This is a genomic window from Variovorax sp. EBFNA2 (assembly GCF_033802765.1).
GTDB classification, from domain to species: Bacteria; Pseudomonadota; Gammaproteobacteria; order Burkholderiales; family Burkholderiaceae_C; genus Variovorax; species Variovorax paradoxus_H.
This window is the reverse complement of record NZ_CP138496.1, coordinates 2,759,307-2,783,711: the sequence shown is the minus strand read 5'-3', so window position 1 is coordinate 2,783,711 and position 24,405 is coordinate 2,759,307. Positions and strand designations below refer to the sequence as shown.

Below are 24,405 nucleotides of genomic sequence, written 5' to 3'. Positions count from 1 at the left end.
TCTCAGGTGCGTTGGGCGACCCAGGCCTGCACCGATTGCAGCGCAGCCGGCAGGCCCGCGGCATCGGTGCCGCCGGCCATGGCCATGTCGGGCTTGCCGCCGCCCTTGCCACCGACCTGCTGGGCCACGAAGTTGACCAGCTCGCCGGCCTTCACCTTGCCGATGCTGTCGGCCGTGACGCCGGCCGCGATCTGCACCTTGTCGCCATCGACGGCGGCCAGCACGATGGCGGCCGTTTTCAGCTTGTCCTTCAGCTTGTCCATGGTGTCGCGCAGCGTCTTGGCGTCGGCGCCGTCGAGCTTGGCCGCGAGCACCTTGATGCCGTTGACGTCGACCGCCTGGGCGATGAGTTCGTCGCCCTTGGACGATGCGAGCTTGCCTTTGAGCGCACCCACTTCGCGTTCGAGCGTCTTGACCTGCTCGAGCACCTGCGAGAGGCGGCCCTGCAGCTCGGCGGCCGGCGACTTGAGCGTGGCGGCCACGCTCTGCACGGTCGATTCGAGGTCTTGCAGGTACGACAGCGCGTTGGCGCCCGTGACCGCTTCGACGCGGCGCACGCCGGCGGCCACGCCGCCTTCGCTGACGATCTTGAACAGGCCGATGTCGCCCGTGCGGCCCACGTGGGTGCCGCCGCACAGTTCGCGACTGGTGCCGATGTCGAGCACGCGCACGGTCTCGCCGTACTTCTCGCCGAACAGCATCATGGCGCCGGTCTTCTGGGCCGACTCGAGGTCCATCACGCGGGCTTGCGTGGGGGCGTTGTCCAAAATCTCGGCGTTGACGCGCTTCTCGATCTCGAGGATCTGGTCGCGCGTGACGGCTGCGTTGTGCGCGAAGTCGAAGCGCGTCTTGTCGGCATCGACCAGCGAACCCTTCTGCTGCACGTGGTCGCCGAGCACTTCGCGCAAGGCCTTGTGCATCAGGTGGGTGACCGAGTGGTTGCGCATGGTGGCGGCGCGGCGCGCGGTGTCGACCGCGGCCTTGACCGCGTCGCCGACCTTCAGCGTGCCTTGCGTTTGCGTGCCGTGGTGGCCGAACACGTCGGCCTTGATCTTCTGCGTGTCGTCGACGCCGAACTGCACGCCTTCGGCCACGAGCACGCCCTGGTCGCCGACCTGGCCGCCGCTCTCCGAATAGAACGGCGTGGTGTCGAGCACCACGATGCCGCTCTGGCCTTCCTTCAGCGCGTCGACGGCCACGCCGTCGAGGTACAGCGCGACGACCTGGGCGTTTTCTTCGAGGTGGTCGTAGCCGGTGAAGGTGTTGCCCGCGCCGGCGTACTCGACGTTGCGGTCCATCTTGAACTTGCCGGCGGCACGGCCCGCGGCCTTCTGCTTTTCCATGGCGGCGTGAAAGCCCGCTTCGTCGACGCTCAGGCCGCGCTCGCGGCACACGTCGGCCGACAGGTCGAGCGGAAAGCCGTAGGTGTCGTGCAGCTTGAAGGCGACGTCGCCCGGCAGCACCTTGGCATCGCCGGCCAGCGCCGCGTCGAGGATTTCCATGCCGTTGGCCAGCGTCTCGAAGAAGCGTTCTTCTTCGGCCTTCAGCGTGTCGATGATGCGTTTCTCGTCGGCCACGAGCTTGGGGTACGCGTCGCCCATGAGCTCCACGAGGTCGGGCACCAGCTTGTGGAAGAAGGGCTTCTTCTGGCCGAGCTTGTAGCCGTGGCGGATGGCGCGGCGCACGATGCGGCGCTGCACGTAGCCGCGGCCTTCGTTCGACGGAATCACGCCGTCGGCCACCAGGAACGAGGTGGCGCGGATGTGGTCGGCGATCACGCGCAGCGAGTTGTTCGACAGGTCTTGCGTGCCGGTTTCGCGGCCGGCGGCCTTGATGAGCGCCTCGAAGATGTCGATTTCGTAGTTGCTGTGCACGTGCTGCAGGATCGCCGCCAGGCGCTCCAGGCCCATGCCGGTGTCGACGCAGGGCGCGGGCAGTTTCTTGACCGAGCCGTCGGGCTGCATGTCGAACTGCATGAACACGTTGTTCCAGATCTCGATGTAGCGGTCGCCGTCTTCATCGGGCGAGCCGGGCGGGCCGCCGGCGATCTCGGGGCCGTGGTCGTAGAAGATCTCGGAGCACGGGCCGCAGGGGCCCGTGTCGGCCATCATCCAGAAGTTGTCGGACATGTAGCGGCCGCCCTTGTTGTCGCCGATGCGCACGACGCGCTCGGGCGGCAGGCCGATTTCCTTGGTCCAGATGTCGTAGGCCTCGTCGTCCTCGATGTAGACGGTGGCCCAGAGCTTTTCGGCCGGCAGCTTGTAGACCTGGGTCAGCAGCTCGAAGGCCCACTTCAGCGAGTCGCGCTTGAAGTAGTCGCCGAAGCTCCAGTTGCCCAGCATCTCGAAGAAGGTGTGGTGGCGCGCGGTGTAGCCCACGTTCTCGAGGTCGTTGTGCTTGCCGCCGGCACGCAGGCAGGCCTGCACCGAGGCGGCGCGCACGTAGGGGCGCTTGTCCTCGCCGAGGAACACGTCCTTGAACTGGACCATGCCCGAGTTCGTGAACATGAGCGTCGGGTCGTTGCCCGGCACCAGCGAACTCGAAGGCACCACCGTGTGGCCCTTGGAGGCGAAGAAATCGAGAAAGGTCTTGCGGACGTCCGCGACCGTGAATGTGGGCTGGCTCATCTTTGGATTTCGTCTGCCGTCAGGGCGGCCTGGCGATGGCGACCCTGCGTCGAAACCACTGCGTTGAACCGGCCTAACTGCTTGATTTGCTTGAACAATCGATTATAGGTTTGCGCATGGTGCCCGGGCCCGCCCCGGGCCTTGCGCGCACGCGATCCGAAAGCCGGGGCTAATATGGACGGCTGAAGCGGCGCGCGCCCTCCCCGGCTGCAGCCTGTTTCTTCCCTGTTTTCATCGGCAACCATGAATCAAGGAGCACGCATGGCGGGTCAGGCCTCAGCACCTCACTGGAAGATCGAAGACCTCGATTTCTCCCGCATCGCACGCGAACAGGTGCGCACGGACGAAAACCTCTTCTACCTGGTGGCGTCGGCCTCCTTCATCGAGAGCGGCTCCGACCTGTACACCCAGAACCTGGTCGATTTCTTTCGCGGCGACGACGAGGTGACCGAGTGGCTGTCGAACCACTGGGAGCAGGAAGAACTGCAGCACGGCCGGGCCCTGCGCGCCTATGTGCGGCACGTGTGGCCCGAATTCGACTGGGACACGGCCTACCGCGGCTTCCTGGCGGAGTACGCGACCTACTGCAAGGTCGAGCTGCTCGCTCCGACCCGCGCCCTTGAACTGACCGCCCGCTGCGTGGTCGAGACCGGCACCGCCACCTATTACCGGGCCATGGCCCGCAGCACCACCGAGCCGGTACTGCGCGACCTGGCCACGCGCATCGCGACCGACGAGGTCAACCACTACAAGCACTTCTACCGGTTCTTTCGCCGCTATCGGGCGCAAGAGCGGCTGAACCGCTTCCGCGTGATGGGCACCATCGGCCGGCGCACCCTGGAACTGAAAAGCGAGGACGCCGACTGCGCCATCCGCCACGCGGTGAAGGCCCGCGCGCCGCACCGGGCGGGCGACGTGGCCTATGTGCAGCAACTCAGCGCCCGCATGAACCGCACCATCCGCACCCACCTGAGCCCCGGCACCGCGCTCAAGATGCTGATGCGCCCGCTGGAGTTGCCGGCCCGCGTGCAGACGGTGATCCAGTACCCGATCCGGCAGTTCATGGAGCACGTTTTTCTGCGCTGAAGGGCAGAAAACAGGCAAAAAAAACCCAGCACGATGCTGGGCTGAATCTCTGGATTGCTGTCACGCACAGAGAACCCGCACTGGAAGCGAGTCCGCAAAATTTAGGGCCAGCGCTGCCGCCGGGTTGTCAGACAACACCGACAGTTCTGCACGATCGTGCCGGCCACCGGCATCCCCGCAAGTTCGAAAAACTGCCAAATTCTTCACACTTTTTAACTTGTCCTACGGTTACGACATTTTTCAGCTGACACGCCGGGCGCCCGTCCTCACCGAGGATGCACCTGCTGTCACGCAACAGGGCCGCAAAAGAAGAGCTCTCTGTTTGCCTTAGAGCGCGCCCCTTCGGGGGCCTCTCGAGATACCCGCTCCGGCGGGTATTTTTTTGCCTGCCGCAGGGCCGCCATCGCGCTACCACATCGAAGTGACGGGTTTTCCCAATCCGATGGGGACAATGTTGTGGAAAACCTTGTGTGCAGCGCTCAAGACCGTTGCCTGGCGGGGCCTGCAACACGGTGCCTGCGAAAGAGGCAGCGAAGGTAAAAAACCCGGAGAAATATTTTTCTCGGCGTTTTCACCACAGTTCCGGCGTCGGATCAGAACGCGCCGGGCACCGCGCCCAGCCCGGACATCCGGTGGTCGAGTCCATCTGAAGCGCGCGGCGTCGCAGCGCGCCGCGTGCGTTAGGCTTCGCGATCCATTCCACCCTTCATCCCATGCACATCGAAGAACGCGTCCACATCGCCGTCCCGCCCGGGGTCATCGACACCATCTGGAGCGAGGTCGACCGATGGCACCTGTGGGACCCGGACACCAAGCAAGCCCGGCTCGACGGGCCCTTTGCAGTGGGCACAAAAGGCCGGATCGTTCCCCAGAAAGGCATGGGCGTTCCGATGGTGGTCACCGAGCGCGCCGAGGGCCGGTCGTTCACCGCACAGGGCTACATCCCCCTGTTTCGCATGCACTTCAGGCACACGGTGTCTGCGGCAGATGGCGGCTCGGACGTGGTGCACCGCGTGTGGTTCACCGGCGCCCTTGCCTTCCTGTTCGGGCCCGGCGTTGCCAAGCAGGTTCGGGCGGGGCTTCCCCGGACCATGCAGTCGCTGAAAGCCTATGCCGAGCAACGCCACAACCCGTCGGTGCCCAGCGACGCCCCGTGAAACCCGCCGCGCGCTGGCGCCGTTGGCTGCCCACGGTCAGGGGCAAGAGGAGTTTGCGAAGCGCACTGCGAATCCCCCGCGCAAGTGCGAATCCGGGCGCATCATGGGCCGATGCACATCCACCTCGGCTTTGAGATCGCGTACCAGTTTCCCCGGCCGACGCCGATGATCCTGGCCCTCAGCATTCACTACTCGCGCGCCTCGGACCTCGTGCGCCCGGACCACCTGCTCACGCAGCCGGCCGTTCCCACCACCGCCTACCGCGACCTGTTCGGGAACTGGTGCACACGCCTGGTCGCGCCCGCCGGCCGCTTCGTGCTGAGCACCGACACCGTGGTCCGCGACAGCGGCGCAACCGACGTCGTCGTGCCCTCGGCGCCGCAGGTGCCGGTGGAGTCCCTGCCCGAATCCACCCTGCTCTATCTGCTGGGCAGCCGTTACTGCGAAACCGACCTGCTGTCCGATTTCGCCTGGCAGCGCTTCGGCAACGGCCCGACCGGCTGGGGCCGCGTCCAGGCGGTGTGCGACTTCGTGCACCAGCACATCGAGTTCGGCTACCAGCACGCCCGGCGCACCCGTTCGGCGTTCGAAGCCTTCAAGGAAGGGCAAGGCGTGTGCCGCGACTATGCGCACCTGGCCATCACGCTGTGCCGCTGCCTGAACATTCCGGCCCGCTATTGCAGCGGCTACCTCGGCGATGTCGGCACCCCGCCGCCGCACGGCACGATGGATTTCGCGGGCTGGTTCGAGGCCTTCCTGGGCGACCGCTGGTACACCTTCGATGCGCGCAACAACGTGCCCCGCATCGGCCGCGTGCTGATCGCGCAAGGGCGCGACGCCAGCGACGTTGCGTTGTCCAGCACCTTCGGGCCGAACGAGCTGGACGGGTTCAGGGTGTGGTGCGACGCGGTGCAGTGAGCTGATCAGTCCGCCGCGTCGAAGAACGACAGCCCCGGCAGCACCGCACCGGCTTCGACCTCGCCCATGATCCAGGTCGCCAGTCGCTCCTGCGCCTGCGCGGCCTCGACGACCATGTCGAGCCTTGCGATGAAGCGGGTGCGGCCGATCAGGACGACGTCCCCCCATGGAACGCCGCCCACGGCATCGAGCGCAATGCCTCGGCCAGCTCGATGCGCCCGTGTCCGATCGACAGCGACTCGCCCGTCAGCAGGTTCTCGAATACGCCGTCGCGGACGCCGTCGGGCAGGCGCAGCGTGGTGCCGTTCCAGGCCTGCGCCTCGGGCAGCGCCGGCAGCGCGTCGCCACCGTCCGGACTGCGGCGCGACAGTGTGGCGAACAGGCGCCCCGTGACGATCACGAGCATCTGCCCTTCATGCCGGCGCGCAAAGGCCACGACATGCCGTGCCAGCGGCCCATCGACCTGCAGCGGCTCGTAGCTGCCCTCGCGAAACAGCAGCGGCTGCGCGCGCCGCAACGACAGCAGGCGCCAGATGAACCACAGCTTGGCGCGGCCGTCGTGCGGTGACAGGGCCAACGCTCGCACCTGCGCCGCCAGGTCGCCCTCCTCCGCCATCGCCTGCAGCGCCGCCAACCGCTCCTGGCGCAACGCGTAGTCCACCGGCCGCCGGTTGTCCGGATCGACCAGGCTCAGTTCGATGAGTTCGCTGCCCTGGTAGAGGTCGGGCACGCCGGGCGAACCGTATTTCAGCAAGGTGAGCGTGAGCCCGTTCCAGGCGCCGAACCACGCCAGCGTGTCGGCCAGCCGCTGGATGTCGGCCAGGCAGCCGTTCGTGGCCGGCTCGGCCAGCAGCGCACGCACGAAACCTTCGAGGCCGGCCTCGTAGTCGGCATCGGGCTGCGACCAGCGCGTGCGCAGCTTGGCTTCGCGCGCGGCCTTCTGCATGTACTGCCAGATGCGGTCGCTGAAGCCCGGCGCGGTGCCGGCATCGAGGCCGCCCACCGGCAAGGTGCCCAGCAGCGTCTGGTAGAGCAGGTACTCGTCGGTGCGCGATGGCGCTTCGCCGCTGGCAAGCTTGCTTCGCGCACTGCGGCACAGGCCGTGCCAGCGCGCGAGCGCCTGCATCCATTCCTCGGGCATCTCGGACAGCACGTCGATGCGATGGCGCACCTCTTCCGAGCGCTTGTTGTCGTGCGTCGAGGTCGCGAGCATCGTGTGCGGCCAGCGCCGCGCGCGGTCGGCGCTCGCCGCATGGAAGGCTTCGACCTCGATGCCGAAGCGGTCGGGTTCACCGCCCACCTCGTTGAGCGCGCTGAGCGGAAAGTAGCGGTAGAACGCCGTGTCCTCCACGCCCTTGGCCGCCACCGGCGCGCTGAACTGCTGGAAGCGCACCGCGAAGCGCCGCACCTGTTCGCCCAGCGCGGCCGGGGCCGAGGCGACGGCCTCGCCGCGCAGCGCGCTGCGCACGAAGTCGAACACCGAGCGGTCGGCATCGCCGCTGTGCTGCATCGCCTGGTTCACGGCCTCGTTCACGGCCTCGTCGATGAAACGCGCGTCCTGTGCGGACGGCCCCTCGACGATGTAGGTCCGGTAGACCGGCATGCACGCGCCGACCTCGGCCAGCGCACGGCGCAGCGCATTGAGCGTGTAATCGCGCGTGCGGCGGTCGGCCCGCGCGATGCGCAACAGCTCGGTGGAAAGCACGTTGAGTTCCGACGAGAGCGCATTGCGCATCACCTCGCGCCGCCCCGCGCGGCACACTGCCGCGAAGTCGTCGGTCTCGCCGGTGAAGCGCTGCCAGGCGTGCACCACGGCGGCCTCGGCCGTGGTGTCGACGAGCACGCCGTTGGCCACGTTCGCGAAGCGGTAGCCGGTGGTGCCGTGCACGTGCCAGCTGTCGGGCACGTCTTCGTGCGCGCCGGCGATCTTCTCGGCCACCACGTACAGCGGGCGCGCCGGCCGGCCGTCGGGCTCGTGCGCCGGCAGCACCAGGCCGGCACGGCGCGCATAGCCTTCCTGCAGCTTGCGGAAGTAGGCCGCCGGGTCGTACAGGCCGTCGGGGTGGTCGATGCGCAGGCCGTCCACCACGCCGGCCGCCGCGAGGTCGAGCGCGAACGACTGCGTGGCCTCGAACACCTCGTCGCGCTCCATGCGCACGGCCGCCAGGTCGTTGATGTCGAAGAAGCGGCGGTAGTTGATTTCGTCCGCCGCCACGCGCCAGTGCGCGAGCCGGTAGGCCTGCGCCTCGATGAGCCGGTGCAGCGCATCGCGCGCCTCGGGCTGGGCCAGGTTAAGTTCGGCCACCGACGCCGCAAGCGCCTGCGCGACGGCCGGATGGCGCTGCGCCAGCCGCGCGAGCCGGGCCTTGAGCAGTTCCTTGTCGCGCACACGTTCGGCCTGGGCCTGGGGAGAATCCGTGTCGCGCGGCGGCAGGTGCCCGAACGCGGTCGACAGGCTCGCCAGGCGGGCGCACGCCGCCGCATCGCCCAGCCGTGCGAGCGCACGCTCGAGCACGAAGGGATAGCTCTCGGGCGCCAGCGGAAAGCGGTGCTCGTAATAGCGGACGGCCAGGCTGCCGGTGTCGGCCTCGAAACGCAGCACCAGTTCGCCGTTGTCCAGCGCCTCGCCGTAGTGCACGCCCAGCACGGGCAGCAGCACCTTGCCGGTCAGCTCGACGTTGAGCGGGTGCCAGTCGATGTCGAAGTACGGCGCGAACAATGAGGCCGGGCCGTTCTCCAGCACGTCCATCCACCACGCGTTGTCGGCGCCGAACACGCCCATGTGGTTGGGCACCATGTCCAGCAGCTGGCCGAGGCCGTGGGCCTTCAGCGCTTCGACGAAGCGCGCAAAGCCTTCCTCGCCGCCGAGCTCGGGGTTGACCTGCGCATGCGCGACCACGTCGTAGCCGTGCATGCTGCCCGCGCGGGCGCGCTGGATCGGCGAGCAGTACACATGGCTCACGCCGAGCTGCGCGAGGTACGGCAGCACGCGGATCGCGTCGTCGAAGCCGAAGCCCTTGTGGAACTGCAACCGGTAGGTGGCGCGCGGCACGCGGGTCTGCAGGCCGGGCGATTCGCCACCGGCTTCGGCCTTGCGCGGCCGCGCCGCCCGCAAGGCCTCGCCCAGTGCACGCATGCGCTCGCCGCCGACGAGGGCCGCGATTGGCTCGGGCAGCTTGCGCCGCCAGTTCGGGTGCGTGTCGACGGTGCCGGGCAGGTTGGCCTGCGCGATCACGCCGGCCACGTCCTCCAGCTGCACCATCATCAGCGCCGACGGCGTGGCCGCGAGAAAGGCGTGCGCCGCTTCCACGAGCCGCGCCGACGGCAGCGCGCCGCCCGCGGCCTGCGCCACCTCCTCGCGCGACAGCAGGCCCGCCTGCTGCAGGGCCTGCATCAGCGCGATGCGCTCCTGCGCGCGGTCCATGAGCTGCTGGTCGAACACCGCGGGGTCGGGAAACAGGTCGAGCGCGAGACGTTCGCGCAGGTCGGCGGCGGTCCACCAGCCGGCGAAGGTCGCGAGGTCGTGCGTGCCGATCGCGACCAGTGCGGCGGCCGGGTAGGCCTCGGGCGGCTTGAAGCGCCCGCCGCCCTGCTGCTTCTCGAAGTACAGCAGGCGGTACGAGAGCACGTCGGCCTGCGCGAGCGCTTCGCGCACCGCGTCCTCCACGGTGCCGAGGTCCTCGCCCACGACCATGCAGCGGTTGCGATGGCTTTCGATGGCCACGATGGCGAGCATCTCGTCGAGCGGATAGGACACGTACGCGCCCTCTCGCGCACTCGCGCCGCGCGGAATCCAGAACAGCCGCATCAGCCCCATCACGTGGTCGATGCGCAGCGCGCCCGCCCCGCGCATGCCGGCGCGCAGCGTCTCGATGAAGAAGCGATGGCCCTCGGCGCGCAGGCGGTCAGGGCGCAGCGGCGGCAGGCCCCAGCCTTGGCCGGCGGGGTTGAACTCGTCGGGCGGCGCGCCCACGCTGGCGCCGGGCGCGAACACCTGCTGTGCGCCCCAGGCATCGGAGCCGGCGCGTTCCACCGACACCGCGAGGTCCATGTACAGGCCGATGCCCATGCCGAGCGCATCGCAGCGCGCCGCCACGCGCGTCAGCTGCCGCGACGCCACCCACTGCAGGTACTGGTGGAACTGCACGCGCGGCGCATGCGCCACGGCAAACGCGGTCACTTCGGCGGAGTCGGGGTCGCGGTAGGCGGCGGGCCAGTCGTGCCAGTCCCATGCGCCGCCTTCCCGTGCGAGGAAATGGGCCTGCAGCGTCTCGAACAGCGCGTGCTGTCGCAGCGCTTCGCCGCGCTCCGCGACGAAGGCCAGGAACGCGCGGCCTGTCTCGCTGGGCGCGCCGTCCACCGGCAGGTGCCGCGCGCAGAAATGCGCGAAGAGCAGCGCGAGCACCTCGAACTTCGCCGCCGCCACGCCGGCGTGGTCGACCAACGGGCTCGCGCGCAACGCGGCGAGCCGCGCCTGGAAGTCGGGCGACTGCACGCGCTCGCGCGCTGCATCGCAGGCCTCGAAACCCTCGACCGCTTCCACGTCGATGCACAGCACATTGAGTTGCTGGCGCGACGACGGGCTGTACGGGCTCGTGTGCAGCGGCGTGCTCGCGAACAGCGCGTGCAGCGGGTTGAGGCCGATCACGTCGGCGCCCTGCGCCGCCATGCGCACCGCCAGCTCCTCCAGATCGCCGAAGTCGCCGATGCCCCAGTTGCGCGGCGAGCGCAGGCTGTACAGCTGCACGGCCGGGCCCCAGACGCGCCCGCCGTCGCGCACCGCAGGCGGCCGGTAGCAGCGGCCCGGCGAAGCCAGCACGCAGGTCTCGCCGCGCAGCCCTTCGATGCGCAGGCCGTGGTAGCCGGCTTCGAGCGCCATCGGGATCTGCAGCGTGCGCTGGCACCAGGCGACGCCGTCGATGTCGGTGCGGTCGGTCTCGGCGAACGCGTGGGCGTCGGCCTCGCCTTCCACCTCGCGGCCGTGCTCGTCCGCAAGCTGCCAGCGCAGCCGGTTCATCGATGCCGGCATGCGCAGCGGCACCGACCACGCCGCGCTTCCGGCCTGCACGACCTGCACCGGCGGCAGCGCCTGCGCCCAACGCGCGCGGTGGGCGGCGGCGAACGCGGGGCCTGCGTCGGCCGTGGTGTCGAGCCGCACGCCGAACTCGGCCAGCAGCGCGATCAGGCTGGCGGTGGAGGCTTCGCGCCGGACGCCGAAGGCGTCGAAGTAGCCGGTCGCGATGCCGAAATGCGCGCAGAGCTGGCGGAAGGCGTCATCCACCATGCAGCGCTTCCAGCGTCACGTGGACCGCGCCGCGCCCCAGGCTCAGCGTGCTGTCGCCGCGCGTCACGCCGTCGCTGTGGACCACCTCGCCGGGCAGCTCGGCGAGCAGCGCCACGGGCTGGGTTCCGAAGTGCGCCAGCATGTAAAGCCGTGCCGCACCCAGGTCCCATTGCACCTGCAGCGTGCCGTTCTCGCACCGCCAGGTGCCCGCGCCCGCCATGCCGCCGAGCCGGGGCACGATGAATCGATGGCGCAGCGCCAGCAGTTGCTGCACCTCGCACAGCCGCGCAAAGTGCGCGCGCGCGCCACGCTCGCGCCAGCGCAGCTTCGACGCTGCGAAGGTCGCCTCGGCATTCGGATCGGGAATGCGGGCGCGGGCGGCTTCGTCCGCGAAGGCGGCGAACCCGCCGAACTCCGCGCGCCGGCCTTCGGACACGGCACTTGCCAGGTCCGGCCCGAAATCGCAGAAGTACTGGAACGGCGTGGAGGCCGCGAACTCGTCGCCCATGAACAGCATCGGCACGTGCGGCGACAACAGCAGGCAGGCCATGGCCGCGCGCACCAGCACCGGGTCGCCCAGCGCGTGGATGCGCTCGCCGAAGGCGCGGTTGCCGACCTGGTCGTGCGTCTGCAGGAACGACACGAAGGCCGTCGACGGCAGCCGCGTGCTCGGCTCGCCGCGCGCCTCGCCGTGGCGGAAGGCGGACGGCTGCCCCTGGTAGATGAAGCCCTCGGCGAGCGCCTGCGCGAGCCGGCGCACCGGGTCGTCGGCATAGTCGGCGTAGTAGCCGTCGCCTTCGCCGGTGACCAGCACATGCACCGCGTGGTGCAGGTCGTCGTTCCACTGCGCCGTGCCGGCCACGGGCCGGCCGCGGCCGTCGCGCAGCAGCATCGAGGCCTGGTTGGCGTCGTTCTCCAGCACCAGGTGCACGTGGCGTTCGCGGGCCGGGCCGTTGTTCAGCGCCTCGCGGATCTCATGCACGATGTGCGGCCGCGTCTCGTCGTGGATGGCATGCACCGCGTCCATGCGCAGGCCGTCGAAGCGAAATTCTTCCACCCAGTAGAGCGCGTTGTGAATGAAGAAATCGCGCACCGTGCGCGAGCGCGGCCCGTCGAAGTTGATGGCCGCGCCCCAGGGCGTCTGCTTGCCGGCATTGAAGAACTCGGGACAGTACGCGTGCAGATAGTTGCCCTCGGGTCCGAAGTGGTTGTAGACCACGTCGAGCAGCACCATGAGGCCGAGCGAATGCGCCGTGTCGACCAGCGCCTTGAGGTCGTCGGGCGTACCGTACGAGGCATCGGGCGCGAACGGCAGCACGCCGTCGTAGCCCCAGTTGCGCTGCCCCGGAAAGTCGGCGAGCGGCATGAGCTCGACCGCGGTGATGCCCAGTTCGGCCAGCGCGCCGAGCCGCGCCGTCGCCGCCTGCAGCGTGCCTTCTTCGGAGAAGGTGCCGACATGCAGTTCGTAGACCACGGCCTCTTCCCACGGCCGGCCGCGCCAGGCGTCGTCGGTCCATCGGAAGCGGCGCGGGTCGATCACGGCGCTCGGGCCGTGCACGTCGTCGGGGTTGAAGCGCGAGGCCGGGTCGGGCACGCGCGTGCCGTCGGGCAGGCGGAAGCTGTAGCGGTCGCCGTGCGCGGCATCGAGCACCGTGAGGCGGTGCCAGCCCTTGGCGTCGCGCGTCATCGGCTGCGAGGCCAGGGGATGCTCGAGCACGATCGCTTCGGCCGATGGCGCCCACAGGGCGAACTCGACGCCCTTCTCCTGCACCGTGGCGCCGAAAGGCATGGCGTGGGAATGGCTGCTCATGGCCGCACATCCGGCCGGCTCATCACGACGAGTGAGCGGCATTGCAGCGGATAGGCGGGCTCGCTCCACGCGGGCGCGAGCGACGCGGCATCGTCGGTGGTCGGCGGCGGCGAATTGCTCGCGGTGTCCACGAGCAGCCGCCATGCGCCGTGCGGCATCGCCGGCAGCGTGAAGGCGATCTCGTCGTGGTGTGCGTTCATCAGCACCAGGAAGTCGTCGTCGTGCTGCGCCTCGCCGCGCGGCCCGCGGTCGGCGATGCCGCCGCCGGGGATGTACATCGCGATGCAGCGCGCGTTGGCGTCGTTCCAGTCTTCGGGGCGCATTTCTGCGCCGTCGGGCTTGAGCCAGTGCACGTCGGTGAGCGTCTCGCCTTCGGCGGGCTTGCCGGCAAAGAAGTTGCGGCGCCGGAACGACGGGTGCGCGCGGCGCAGCGCCACCATGCGCTCGACGAAGGTCGTGAGCGCCAGCCGTTCGGGCGTGGGCGCCCAGTCGATCCAGCCGAGTTCGTTGTCCTGGCAGTAGACGTTGTTGTTGCCCTGCTGCGTGTGGCCGCGCTCGTCGCCGGCCAGCAGCATCGGCACGCCCTGCGACAGCAACAGCGTGGCCAGCAGGTTGCGCTTCTGGCGCTCGCGCAGCGCCAGCACCTCGGGGTCGTCGGTCGGGCCTTCGACGCCGCAGTTCCACGACACGTTGTGGCTGTTGCCGTCGCGGTTGTCTTCGCCGTTGGCTTCGTTGTGCTTGTCGTTGTACGACACCAGGTCGTGCAGCGTGAAGCCGTCGTGCGCGGTGATGAAGTTGATGCTCGCGGTGGGCCGCTTGCCCGACCAGCCGTACAGGTCTTCCGAGCCGGTGACGCGCTTGGCCACCTCGCCGATGAGCCCGCCATCGCCTTTCCAGAAGCCGCGCAGGCCGTCGCGGTACTGGTCGTTCCACTCGGCCCAGCCGAGCGGAAAGTTGCCGACCTGGTAGCCGCCGTGGCCCAGGTCCCAGGGTTCGGCGATGAGCTTCACGCGATTGAGCGTCGGGTCTTGCCGGATCGCATCGAAGAAGCCGCCGAGGTTCTCGACCTTGCCCGACTCGCGCGCCAGCGCCGAGGCCAGGTCGAAGCGAAAGCCGTCGACGTGCATCTCTTCGGCCCAGTAGCGCAGCGAGTCCATCACCAACTGCAGCGCATGCGGATGCTCGAGGTTGACGGTGTTGCCGCAGCCGGTGAAGTCGTCGTAGTAGCGGCGGTTGTCGGCGTTGGCGATGTAGTAGCTGGCGTTGTCCACGCCGCGCATCGAGAGCGTGGGCCCGAGCTGGTTGCCCTCGCAGGTGTGGTTGTAGACCACGTCGAGGATCACCTCGATGCCCGCGGAGTGCAGCGACTTCACCATGGTCTTGAACTCCTTCACCTTGCCCGAGGCGCTGTAGCGCATCTCGGGGGCGAAGAAGGCCAGCGTGTTGTAGCCCCAGTAGTTCTGCAGGCCCTTCTCGGCCAGGTGCCGGTCGTTGAGGAAGCTGTGCACGGGCAGCAGCTCGACGGTGGTCACGCCCAGGCGCTTGAGGTAGTCGACCACCGGTGCGCAGCCGAGCGCGGCGTAGGTGCCGCGCAATGCGGGCGGCACGTCGGGGTGCGTCATGGTGAAGCCGCGCACGTGCATCTCGCAGATCACCATGTCCTGCCACGGCACCGAGGGGCGGCGGTCGTCGCCCCAGGTGAAGGCGGTTTCGAGCACGCGGCCCTTGGGCATGAGCGGTGCGCTGTCGCGGCGGTCGAAGGACAGGTCTTCGCGCTTGCTGCCGACCGTGTAGCCGTAGAGCGCATCGCCCCAGCGCAGCTCGCCCACCAGGTCTTTCGCGTACGGGTCGACGAGCAGCTTGTGCGGGTTGAAGCGATGGCCCTCTTCGGGTTTGTAGGGCCCGTGCACGCGGTAGCCGTAGGCCTGCCCGGGGCGCGCTTCGGGCAGGTAGCAGTGCCACACGCCGTCGGTGCGCTCGGGCAGGGGAATGCGTTGCAGCTCATGCCGGCCGCGCTCGTCGAACAGGCAGAGTTCGACCTTGTCGGAGTGCTGCGAAAAGAGGGCGAAGTTGACGCCCTCCCCGTCCCAGGTGGCGCCGCGCGGGTAAGGTCGGCCGGGCCAGACGGCCGTGATCGTCGGATGGGTCTTGGATGTCATTCAGGGGCCGATGGGCGTAGGAAAGTCAGCGGGGTGGACGGTCGGTGGTGTCGAAGCGCGGCGGCGTGCCCACGGGCGTGACGGCGGGCGGGGCCGTCTTGCTGCCGCTGACCTGCTTGGGCCACCAGCGTTCGATCTGCGCCTTCGCCCAGTCCTTGCCTGCCAGGCCGAAGGCCAGTGCCAATGCAAAAACCACGCCGGCCAAAATCACGAGGAAGCTCTCGCGCACGATGTCGCCGCCCACCTTCACCTGGTCGAGCGCGATGAGGATCACGAAGGCCATCACCGCGTACTGCGCCACCTTCCCGAAGAGCACGGCGTCCTGCATCTTCACGCTGCGGAAATAGCTGCCCACGGCCTCGCCCACGAAGCGCGCAAAGTAGGAGCCGAAGGCCAGCACCAGCAGCGCCACGAACACGTTGGGCACGAACCAGACGATGCGCCCCAGCAGGTCGGCGATGTAGCTCAGCCCCATGCCGTTGAAGGCGATGAGCAGCGAGGCCAGGATCACCAGCCAGTACATCAGCACGCCGAACAGGCTGCTGGTGTCGCCCTGGAACCCGCCTTGGCGCAGGAAGTTGTCCAGCCCCGCGCGCTCGGTGAGCACGTTGAAGTTGACGGCGCGCAGCGCCTTGGTCACGGCGAAGCGGGCCGCCTTGGCGACCAGCCAGCCGACGAGCACCACCAGCAGCCCGATCAGCAGGCGCGGAATGAAGGCGCCGACCTGGTAGAGGATGGCGCGCAGCGGCTCCAGGTGAATGCCGAAGTTTTCCATGGTGTGTCTTCCGTTGAGGTGGCTGGAGAGGGCTGCAGATGACGGGTCAGGCACGCGGCGCATTGATCAGCGCGAGCACGCCGTGCAGCGGCACCTGGGCCCAGTCGATGCGGTTGTCGAGCTCGTAGCGCAGCTCGTACAGGGCCTTGTCGAGTTCGAACAGCGCGAGCAGCTCGGCGTCGATCGGCGCGCCGTCGGCGCCGTAGCCGCCCAGGAAGGCTTCGCGCGTGGCGCGTTCCCAGGCGATGGCCGGCGCGGCCAGCCGCTGGGCTTCTTCGGGGCTTTGCGCCACGCGCCGCAGCGCCGACCAGCGCGCGTAGTTGAACGAGCGCAGCATGCCCGCCACGTCGCGCAGCGGCGAACTCTTGGTGCGGCGCTCCTCGAAGCTGCGCGCGGGCTCGCCTTCGAAGTCGATGATGACGAAGTCGTTGTCCTTCACCAGCACCTGGCCCAGGTGGAAGTCGCCGTGGTAGCGGCTCTTGATGCCGCCGCCTTCCGCCGGTTGCCGCGCCTCGATGCCGGCCTGCAGTGCGTCGGCCGCGTCCAGCAGGGTGCGTGCGTCGGCCTGCGCGGCGCCGGGCACGAGGTCGAGGCGTTCACGCAGCAGCGCAAGCGTGGCCGTGGCGTCGCTCGCGGCCAGCGCCTTGAAGCTGGCGAAGTCGGCCGCCGCGAGCGGCTCGGGGTCGAAGGCGGCCGCGCCGGTGCGCGTGGCAAGCGCCTGGTGCAACTCGGCGGTGCGCCGCCCCAGCGTGGCCATGAGCGCGAGAAAACCGCCGTGCACCGCGGCCACCTCGGCGCCGTCGGGCGTGTCGGCTTCGGTGGTGGCCACGTCGCGCAGGAAGCGCTCGAGGTAGCCGAGCGTGTAGTCCCAGCCGTCGCCCTGGTTGGCCACGTAGCTCTGCACCATCGCCAGCGTCATGGTGCGGCCGTCGGTCGTCAGGTATTCCAGCGCGCCGAGCACGGGCACGCAGTGCGGGTAGCGCGCATCTTCGGTCAGGAAGCGCCCCATCTCCAGCTCGGGGTTGATGCCTTCGCGCACCTGGCGGTAGCCCTTGAGGAACAGCGTCTCGTTCAGCGCGATGACGGTGTTGCTGCTCACGCCGCTCGGCCGTCCCACGGCCAGGGAGTCGATGTCGATCTGCAGGTGCGTGAAGGCCGCGGTCGGCCGGAACACCAGCATGCCGTTGGCGGTGGGCAGTTCGGCGCCGCTGGCGATGGTGCGCAGCAGCGCGCGGCAGAAGGCCTCGTCGTAGAAGGCGTCGCCCATGAGGCCGACCTGCGCCTGCTGGCGCACCTTGGCGAGCGCGGCCTGTGCCACGCCGGCCATGCGTTCTTCGTCGCGCTCTTCCCACGCCAATGCGAGCGGCATGAAGTAGGTCGCGCCGCCGGCCGGGCCTTCGAGGTCGAGCAGCGCCAGCATCCAGCTCAGGCCGTCCACGTCCCACACGGCGTGGTCGGCCACGCGTGCGCGGCGGATGGCTGTGCCCTTGGAGGCGTACCAGCGCTGGATCTCGATGTGGCGCGGCAGCGTCTCGGTTTCAAACTGGGCGCGCATGCGCTCCGACATGCCGATGCGCCACGGCATCACGCGCTCGCGGAAGAAGCTGGTCCAGCCGTCGAACAGGACGAGCGTGGGCCACTCCTGCAGCGCCACGCCTTCCTGGTGCCAGCTCGGCGCATCGGCCTCGGCCGTGAGCTTGAACCAGTAGAAGCCGTACGACGCCATCGTGAGCAGGTAAGGCAGCTCGCCGATGGGCGGGAACGGCGCGCGGCCCAGCATCTCGATGGGCACGAAACCCTTGAACTCCGACAGGTCGAGTTCCACCGGCTGCGCGGCGCGCGAGAGGTTGAACACGGTGAGGATCACGTCGCCGTCGTACTCGCTGAGGTACGCCAGGATCTTGCGGTTGCCCGGCTTGAGAAAGCGCCGCCGCCCGCGCCCGAAGGCGTAGCTGGTCTTGCGCACGGCGAGCATGCGCTTGGTCCAGTTGAGCAGCGAGCTGGCGTCGCGCGCCTGCGCCTCGACGTTGAGCGCCTCGTAGCCGAACATCGGGTCCATGATGGGCTGCAGGTACAGGCGCTGCGGGTCGGTGCGCGAGAAGCCGGCGTTGCGGTCGGGGCTCCACTGCATGGGCGTGCGCACGCCGTTGCGGTCGCCCACGAACACGTTGTCGCCCATGCCGATCTCGTCGCCGTAGTAGATGATGGGCGAGCCCGGCATCGACAGCAGCATGCCGTTCATGAGCTTCACGCGGTCGAGGTCGTTTTCCATCAGCGGCGCCAGGCGCCGGCGGATGCCCAGGTTGATGCGCGCGCGCATGTCGGCCGCGTACATGGTGTACATGTAGTCGCGCTCCTTGCTGGTCACCATCTCGAGCGTGAGCTCGTCGTGGTTGCGCAGGAAGATGGCCCACTGGCAGCCTTCGGGAATGTCGGGCGTCTGCGCCATGATTTCCACGATGGGGTGGCGGTCTTCCTGCGCGATGGCCATGTACATGCGCGGCATGAGCGGAAAGTGGTACGCCATGTGGCACTCGTCGCCATCGCCGAAATACTCGCGCACGTCCTCGGGCCACATGTTGGCCTCGGCCAGCAGGAAGCGGTTCTTGTACTGCGCGTCGATCGCGGCGCGCAGCTTCTTGATCACCGCATGCGTCTCGGGCAGGTTCTCGTTGCTGGTGCCGTCGCGCTCCACGAGGTAGGGAATGGCGTCGAGCCGGAAGCCGTCGACACCCATGTCGAGCCAGAAGCGCATGGTCTTGAAGATGGCCTCGAGCACCGCCGGGTTGTCGAAGTTCAGGTCGGGCTGGTGGCTGAAGAAGCGGTGCCAGAAGTACTGCTTGGCCACCGGGTCCCAGGTCCAGTTCGACGTTTCCGTGTCGGTGAAGATGATCCGCGTGCCCTGGTAGATCTGGTCGGTGTCGCTCCACACGTAGAAGTTGCGTTCGGGCGAACCGGGGGGCGCCAGGCGCGCGGCCTTGAACCACGGGTGCTCGTTCGAAGTGTGGTTGATGACCAGCTCGGTGATCACGCGCAGGCCGCGCTTGTGCGCTTCGGCCAGCATCTCGCGGAAGTCGTCGAGCGTGCCGTACTGCGGGTGCACGTCTTCGTATTCGGAGATGTCGTAGCCGTCGTCGCGCAAGGGCGACGGGTAGAACGGCATGAGCCAGATGGTGTTGACGCCCAGCTCCTTGACGTAGTCGAGCTTGGCGGTCACGCCCCGGAAGTCGCCCATGCCGTCGTTGTTGGAGTCGAAGAAGGCCTTGACGTTGAGCTGGTAGATCACCGCGTCGCGGTACCACAGCGGATCGTCGCTGGTGTCGATCTCGACGGTCTCGAGCGCGATATGGGAGACGGGTGCGTTCATGGGCGATTCGCCTTCCTGGTCTTGGAGAACTTAGAGAAAGTAGTCGAAGTCGCGCTCGTCGCCGTGGCGGCGACGCACCACGAAGATGTGCGCGGGCACGCTGCGGGGATCGAGTCGGATGTAGTGCCAGTCGCCCTGCCAGGTGAAGCGCTGGTTGCTCAGCAGGTCGTGCATCTGGAACGCCTGCCCGTCCTTCACGCCCACGCTCGCGGGCTCCAGCCCGACCCAGCCGGTCTGCACGTGGTGCGGGTCGAGGTTGACCACGGTGACGATCACGTTCTGGCCGTCCGGCGATTCCTTGGCATAGGCCAGCAGCTGGTCGTTGTCGATGTGCAGAAAGCGCAGCCCCCGGTCGCGCTGCAGCGCCGGGTTCTCGCGGCGGATGCGGTTCACCTGCGCAATGAAGGGTTCGAGGCTGTCCGGGTCGTCGTCGGCGCGGTGGCGCAGCTGGTACTTCTCGGAGTCGAGGTATTCCTCGCTGCCGGGGCTGCGCGGCAGGTGCTCGCGCCGTTCGTAGGCCGGGCCGTAGATGCCGTAGTTGGCTGCAAGCGTCGCGGCCAGCACGAGGCGCGACATGTACACGGCCGGCTCGCCGGTCTGCAGTTGCTCGTGCAGGATGTCGGGCGTGTTGGGCCACACGTTGGGGCGGAAGTAGTCGATGCCGGGTTCGGTCGAGAGCTCGGTGAAGTACGCCTGCAGCTCTTCTTTCGTGTTGCGCCAGGTGAAGTAGGTGTAGCTCTGCGAGAAGCCCAGCTTGGCGAGCCGGTGCATCACCTTCGGCCGCGTGAAGGCCTCGGCCAGGAAGATCACGTCGGGGTGCGCGCGCTTCACTTCGCCGATGACCCACTCCCAGAACGGGAAGGCCTTGGTGTGCGGGTTGTCGACGCGAAAGATGCGCACGCCCTCCCCGATCCAGTGGTCGATCACGCGCTTGAGCTCGGCCCACAGCCCGCGCCAGTCCTCGCACTCGAAGTTGAACGGGTAGATGTCCTGGTACTTCTTGGGCGGGTTCTCCGCGTACTGCACCGTGCCGTCGGGGCGCCAGCGGAACCAGCCGGGGTGCGCCTTCACATACGGGTGATCGGGTGCGCACTGGAAGGCGATGTCGAGCGCGATCTCCAGGCCGTGCTCGCCGGCGCGCGCCACCAGGTGGCGAAAGTCTTCCGCCGTGCCGAGCGCCGGCAGGATCGCCGTGTGCCCGCCTTCGGCCGCGCCGATGGCCCAGGGGCTGCCCACGTCGTCGGGGCCTGCCTGCAGCGCGTTGTTGGGCCCCTTGCGCTGCTCGCGGCCGATGGGGTGGATGGGCGGGAAATACAGCACGTCGAAGCCCATGGCGGCAATGGCCGGCAAGCGCGCTTCCACGTCCTTGAAGGTGCCGTGCACGCCCGGCGCGGGGCCCGTCGAGCGCGGAAAGAGTTCGTACCAGGTGCTGAAGCGCGCGCGCTCGCGGTCGGCGAACAGCGGCAGCTCGACCGAATGGCGCACCGCGTGTTGCCGGTCAGGATGGCGCCGCGCCAGTTCGGCGTATTCGTCGTCCAGCGCGAGCGCCTTCAACGACACCACGTCGGAGCCAGGGCTGGCCGCCACGGCATCGAGTTCGGTGGCCCAACGCTGCAAGGCGAGGCGGTCGGCGCCCTCGGCACGCGCCGCGGCGGCCGCGATTTCGAGCGCACCGACCTGCGCGGCAATGCGCACGTCGTCGGGGTCGACGCGCCGCGTCATCTCGCTGCGCCACGACTCGAAGGGGTCGACCCACGCGACGACGGTGTAGACGTAGCGACCCGGCGACGGCGGCGAGAACGCGGCCTCCCACACGTCGTTGCCCAGCGGCTTCATCGGCACTTCGCGGAAGTCCTTCTGCTCGTGCGCGCGCCAGCACAGCTGCACGCGCACCACGTCGTGGCCGTCGGTAAAACAATGCGCGCGCACTTGCACGCGCTCGCCGGCCACGCACTTCACGGCGAAGCGGCCGTGGTCCACGTTCGGCAGCACGGCATCGATGACGGCGCGAACCGCGCCGTCGGTCACGCCGATGTCGATTCCGTCGTTCGCTGCGGCGGCGGGCTTGGTCGAAAAGATGTTCTTCATCGGGCAACGTGCTCCAGGATCAGCGTGGACAAAGGCGGCAAGGTGAGGGACACCGATTGCCTGCGGCCGTGGGAGCGCACGGGCGCCGCGTCGACCCCTCCGAAATTGCCCCAGCCCGAGCCGCCGAATTCCGTGGCGTCGGTGTTGATCACCTCCTGCCAGTGGCCGCCGAGCGGCACGCCCAGCAGGTAGTTGGTGCGCGGCACCGGCGTCATGTTGCTCACGACGAGCAGCGGCGGGCTGCCGTCAGAGGCCTTGCGCAGGAACGCGAACACGCTGGTGTCGGCATCGTCGGCCGCCACCCATTCGAAGCCCGCCGAGGAGAAGTCGACCTGGTGCAGCGCGGGCGTGCCGCGGTACACGCGGTTGAGCTGCGCCACCAGGCGCTGCAGGCCGCCGTGCCCTTCCTGCTCGCAGACCCACCACTCGAGTTCGCCGTCGTGCGTCCATTCGCGGCGCTGGCCGAATTCGCCGCCCATGAAGAGCAGCTTCTTGCCAGGGTGCGCCCACATGAAGCCGTACAGCGCGCGCAGGTTGGCGAACTGCTGCCAGCTGTCGCCGGGCATCTTGTTGAGCAGCGAGCCCTTGCCGTGCACCACCTCGTCGTGCGACAGCGGCAGCACGAAGTTCTCGTGGAAGGCATACACCAGCGAGAAGGTCAGCTTGTGGTGGTGGTACTTGCGATGCACCGGTTCTTGCTTCATGTAGGCCAGCGCGTCGTGCATCCAGCCCATGTTCCATTTCTCGCCGAAGCCCAGGCCGTCCATGTCGGTAGGCCGCGACACGCGCGGCCACGCGGTCGACTCTTCGGCGATGGTGACGGTGTCGGGGTGCGCGCGGTACACGGCGCGGTTCAGCGTCTGCAGGAAGTCGATGGCCTCCAGGTTCTCTCGCCCGCCATGGCGGTTGGGCACCCAGCCGCCGTGGCTGCGCGCGTAGTCGAGGTAGAGCATCGACGCCACGGCGTCCACGCGCAGGCCGTCGAGGTGGTACCTGTCGAGCCAGAACAGCCCCGACGACACGAGGAAGCTGCGCACCTCGGGCCGGCCGTAATTGAAGATGCTGGAGTTCCACTCGGGGTGGAAGCCCTGGCGCGGATCGGCGTGCTCGTACAGGTGCGTGCCGTCGAAGAACGCCAGCCCGTGCTCGTCGGTCGGAAAGTGCGACGGCACCCAGTCGAGCAGCACGCCGATGCCCTGCTGGTGCAGGTGGTCGACGAGGTACATGAAGTCCTGCGGCGAACCGAAGCGCGACGTGGGCGCGAAGTAGCCGGTGGTCTGGTAGCCCCACGAGCCGTAGAACGGATGCTCGGTCACGGGCATGAGCTCCACGTGCGTGAAGCCCATCCTCTTCACATATGCGGCCAGCCGGTGCGCGACTTCGCGGTAGCCGAGAAACTGGCCGTCCTGGCGCTGCCACGATCCCAGGTGCACCTCGTAGATCGACTGGGGCGCGTCGAGCGCGTTGCGCTGGCCGCGCGTGGCCATCCATTCATCGTCGCCCCAGGCGTAGGCCAGGTCGCAGACGCGCGAGGCGGTGGCCGGCGGCACCTCGGCGCAGAACGCGACGGGGTCGGCCTTGTCGACGGTGTAGTTGCCGTGGTGGGAGCGGATGCGGTATTTGTAGGCTTGGCCGGCTGCGGCACCGGGCACGTGCCCGTGCCAGATGCCCGAGCCGTCAGGACTCGGCGCGAGCGGATCGGCATCGCCCGACCAGCCGTTCCAGTCGCCGACCACCGCAACCGACGCGGCATTGGGCGCCCACACCGCAAAGTCTGCGCCGCCGCCCTCTTCTTCATAGAGGTGGCAGCCGAGCAGGTCGTACAGCCGGGCGTGGGTTCCCTCCCGGAAAAGATAGACGTCCTGCTCGCCCTGGCGTGGTTGGTTCGTTGTCGTTGGCACCGGCGCTCCCGTTGAAGGCCGGTGGAACGGTTGTTCGAGGACCGACTACGCATCGCCTCCAGCCAGTCCCGGTTATGCAAGCCCCGCGCATGCCGCGGGTAAGGCCTGGGTCGCCTCGGCTTGTCGGAGAACAGCCCGCAGCCCGGGCCGGAATGCGCAGGCTCAGGCGCGCAACGCGCTGCCCTGTGCGGCCGCCCCGCCCTTGGGCAGCCGGAAAACGGGGGAGTGAACAAAGTCGTCGGACATCAGCGTGACCGGCTGCAGCGGCTGGGTCCGGTAGCGCGCGATGGCGGCGGCTGCGAGCGCATCGAAATGCGCCTTGCACGCGTCGATCATTTCATCGCCGATCTCACGCGCGCCGAACGCGTCGTGCAGCGTGTCTTCGGAAATCTGCGCGACGATGCGCTCGCCGTCCCGACCCTCGGGATACACCGCGAATCGCACGCAGGCGGTGTCGAAACAGTAAATGCCTTCGAAGTCCATGTCGCCTGTCTCCTGGTCCCGCTCCAAGGGCGGGTGCGCGCTGCATTCGGCGCGCACCCGGGCGCAGGCGGCACTGCGCTTTTTCCTGTCTCGATGTCGGACGGCGCCTACAGCTGCGACTGCAGGCGGGCGCGCAGCGTCTGGCGCAGGGTGCGCACCTGCTCGCGGCCGCGTTGCGCATCGTGCGCCTGCATCTGCAGGATCAGCCGCACGCCGACGGGCAACCGCAGCGCCAGCGCTTCGCGGTAGCGCGCCACGGCCGCATCGTCGGCGCGCGCGCAGGCGTCGAGCACCGACGACTCGCTGGCCGCCACACCCACCGCCGCCTTCACGTGTGCCCAGCCGCGGTGCACCGCGCCCAGCGCCGTGCCGCCTTCGGCCGGCTGGCCGCCGCAGGTGATGACGAGTTCCACCAGCTGGCTGGCCGCGGCCTGGCACTGCGCGGCGCGCGAGGCGAGCACGTCCTTGTGGCGCCGCGCTCTCGCCTCGTCCGTGCAGGCGCGAAAAGCCTGCGCGTCGTCGCGCGCGCCTTCGAGCAGGTGATTGAGGACGTGGACGACGCCGTCGGTGGACAGCGCATCGCCCGCCGGGGCGTCGCGCGCCGGATCGTCTGTGTCTGCATGAAACAGGTTCTGGTCCTTTGCCATGTCGGACTCCTTTTTTTCAAAGTTAAAGGGACTGGCTTCATCCTCGCGCGCAGCGCAGGCGCGGTCGTCGGGTCGGGGCCCGGCTGCATGTAGGTCTTGCCCG

The 24,405-nt window shown here is 68.7% G+C and carries 14 protein-coding genes; 3 read left to right on the top strand and 11 right to left on the bottom strand.

All coding sequences use genetic code 11. The features are described from left to right. Positions 1-2 precede the first annotated feature (2 nt). Complete coding sequence (alaS, locus tag RZE79_RS12945) at positions 3-2,627, bottom strand: alanine--tRNA ligase (RefSeq protein WP_319360732.1); 2,625 nt, start codon at positions 2,625-2,627, stop codon at positions 3-5. 261 nt (positions 2,628-2,888) lie between these two features. On the opposite strand from alaS, the gene RZE79_RS12940 reads away from it, so the two are divergent. From RZE79_RS12940 to RZE79_RS12930, 3 genes are all read left to right on the top strand, one after another. Further along, positions 2,889-3,713 carry a ferritin-like domain-containing protein gene (locus RZE79_RS12940; RefSeq protein ID WP_319360731.1) on the top strand — a complete coding sequence of 275 codons (825 nt, stop codon included), beginning with the start codon at positions 2,889-2,891 and terminating at the stop codon, positions 3,711-3,713. Between the two features lie 713 nt (positions 3,714-4,426). Next, the gene (locus RZE79_RS12935; protein WP_319360730.1) at positions 4,427-4,870 is read left to right on the top strand and encodes an SRPBCC family protein; all 444 of its coding nucleotides are present in this window, start codon (positions 4,427-4,429) and stop codon (positions 4,868-4,870) included. Positions 4,871-4,981: 111 nt separating this feature from the next. Next, entirely contained in the window at positions 4,982-5,788 is an 807-nt protein-coding gene (locus RZE79_RS12930; protein WP_319360729.1) for a transglutaminase family protein, read from the top strand. A 5-nt stretch (positions 5,789-5,793) separates the two neighbouring features. On the opposite strand, the gene RZE79_RS12925 is transcribed toward RZE79_RS12930, so the two are convergent. The 10 genes from RZE79_RS12925 to RZE79_RS12880 form a co-directional block, all read right to left on the bottom strand. Further along, positions 5,794-5,970 (bottom strand): hypothetical protein, encoded by a 177-nt coding sequence (locus tag RZE79_RS12925; protein ID WP_319360728.1) that lies wholly within the window; start codon positions 5,968-5,970, stop codon positions 5,794-5,796. Beyond that, a complete protein-coding gene (locus RZE79_RS12920) occupies positions 5,937-11,072 on the bottom strand; it encodes a malto-oligosyltrehalose synthase (protein ID WP_319360727.1) in 5,136 nt (1,711 codons plus the stop codon). The genes RZE79_RS12925 and RZE79_RS12920 overlap by 34 nt, the downstream gene beginning before the upstream one ends. Further along, positions 11,062-12,882 (bottom strand): malto-oligosyltrehalose trehalohydrolase, encoded by a 1,821-nt coding sequence (treZ, locus tag RZE79_RS12915; protein WP_319360726.1) that lies wholly within the window; start codon positions 12,880-12,882, stop codon positions 11,062-11,064. The genes RZE79_RS12920 and treZ overlap by 11 nt, the downstream gene beginning before the upstream one ends. Beyond that, on the bottom strand, positions 12,879-15,041 hold the full coding sequence (gene glgX, locus RZE79_RS12910) for a glycogen debranching protein GlgX (RefSeq protein WP_319360725.1): 2,163 nt from the start codon (positions 15,039-15,041) through the stop codon (positions 12,879-12,881). Before glgX ends, treZ begins: the two co-directional genes overlap by 4 nt. 25 nt (positions 15,042-15,066) lie before the next feature. Then, on the bottom strand, positions 15,067-15,816 hold the full coding sequence (locus tag RZE79_RS12905) for a hypothetical protein (RefSeq protein ID WP_319360724.1): 750 nt from the start codon (positions 15,814-15,816) through the stop codon (positions 15,067-15,069). A gap of 46 nt (positions 15,817-15,862) precedes the next feature. Then, the gene (treS, locus tag RZE79_RS12900) at positions 15,863-19,183 is read right to left on the bottom strand and encodes a maltose alpha-D-glucosyltransferase (RefSeq protein ID WP_319360723.1); all 3,321 of its coding nucleotides are present in this window, start codon (positions 19,181-19,183) and stop codon (positions 15,863-15,865) included. Positions 19,184-19,213: 30 nt separating this feature from the next. Further along, the gene (locus tag RZE79_RS12895) at positions 19,214-21,271 is read right to left on the bottom strand and encodes an alpha-1,4-glucan--maltose-1-phosphate maltosyltransferase (RefSeq protein WP_319360722.1); all 2,058 of its coding nucleotides are present in this window, start codon (positions 21,269-21,271) and stop codon (positions 19,214-19,216) included. Next, entirely contained in the window at positions 21,268-23,172 is a 1,905-nt protein-coding gene (glgB, locus tag RZE79_RS12890) for a 1,4-alpha-glucan branching protein GlgB (protein WP_319360721.1), read from the bottom strand. Before glgB ends, RZE79_RS12895 begins: the two co-directional genes overlap by 4 nt. A gap of 162 nt (positions 23,173-23,334) precedes the next feature. Further along, entirely contained in the window at positions 23,335-23,655 is a 321-nt protein-coding gene (locus tag RZE79_RS12885) for a hypothetical protein (protein ID WP_319360720.1), read from the bottom strand. A gap of 107 nt (positions 23,656-23,762) precedes the next feature. Further along, the gene (locus RZE79_RS12880; RefSeq protein ID WP_319360719.1) at positions 23,763-24,302 is read right to left on the bottom strand and encodes a PA2169 family four-helix-bundle protein; all 540 of its coding nucleotides are present in this window, start codon (positions 24,300-24,302) and stop codon (positions 23,763-23,765) included. Positions 24,303-24,405 lie beyond the last annotated feature (103 nt).

What these genes read in the sequence shown, in the direction of transcription:
- alaS (WP_319360732.1), bottom strand. Translation starts at nt 2,627, where the DNA reads ATGAGCCAGCCCACATTCACGGTCGCGGACGTCCGCAAGACCTTTCTC.
- RZE79_RS12940 (WP_319360731.1), top strand. Translation starts at nt 2,889, where the DNA reads ATGGCGGGTCAGGCCTCAGCACCTCACTGGAAGATCGAAGACCTCGAT.
- RZE79_RS12935 (WP_319360730.1), top strand. Translation starts at nt 4,427, where the DNA reads ATGCACATCGAAGAACGCGTCCACATCGCCGTCCCGCCCGGGGTCATC.
- RZE79_RS12930 (WP_319360729.1), top strand. Translation starts at nt 4,982, where the DNA reads ATGCACATCCACCTCGGCTTTGAGATCGCGTACCAGTTTCCCCGGCCG.
- RZE79_RS12920 (WP_319360727.1), bottom strand. Translation starts at nt 11,072, where the DNA reads ATGGTGGATGACGCCTTCCGCCAGCTCTGCGCGCATTTCGGCATCGCG.
- treZ (WP_319360726.1), bottom strand. Translation starts at nt 12,882, where the DNA reads ATGAGCAGCCATTCCCACGCCATGCCTTTCGGCGCCACGGTGCAGGAG.
- glgX (WP_319360725.1), bottom strand. Translation starts at nt 15,041, where the DNA reads ATGACATCCAAGACCCATCCGACGATCACGGCCGTCTGGCCCGGCCGA.
- RZE79_RS12905 (WP_319360724.1), bottom strand. Translation starts at nt 15,816, where the DNA reads ATGGAAAACTTCGGCATTCACCTGGAGCCGCTGCGCGCCATCCTCTAC.
- treS (WP_319360723.1), bottom strand. Translation starts at nt 19,183, where the DNA reads ATGAACGCACCCGTCTCCCATATCGCGCTCGAGACCGTCGAGATCGAC.
- RZE79_RS12895 (WP_319360722.1), bottom strand. Translation starts at nt 21,271, where the DNA reads ATGAAGAACATCTTTTCGACCAAGCCCGCCGCCGCAGCGAACGACGGA.
- RZE79_RS12885 (WP_319360720.1), bottom strand. Translation starts at nt 23,655, where the DNA reads ATGGACTTCGAAGGCATTTACTGTTTCGACACCGCCTGCGTGCGATTC.
- RZE79_RS12880 (WP_319360719.1), bottom strand. Translation starts at nt 24,302, where the DNA reads ATGGCAAAGGACCAGAACCTGTTTCATGCAGACACAGACGATCCGGCG.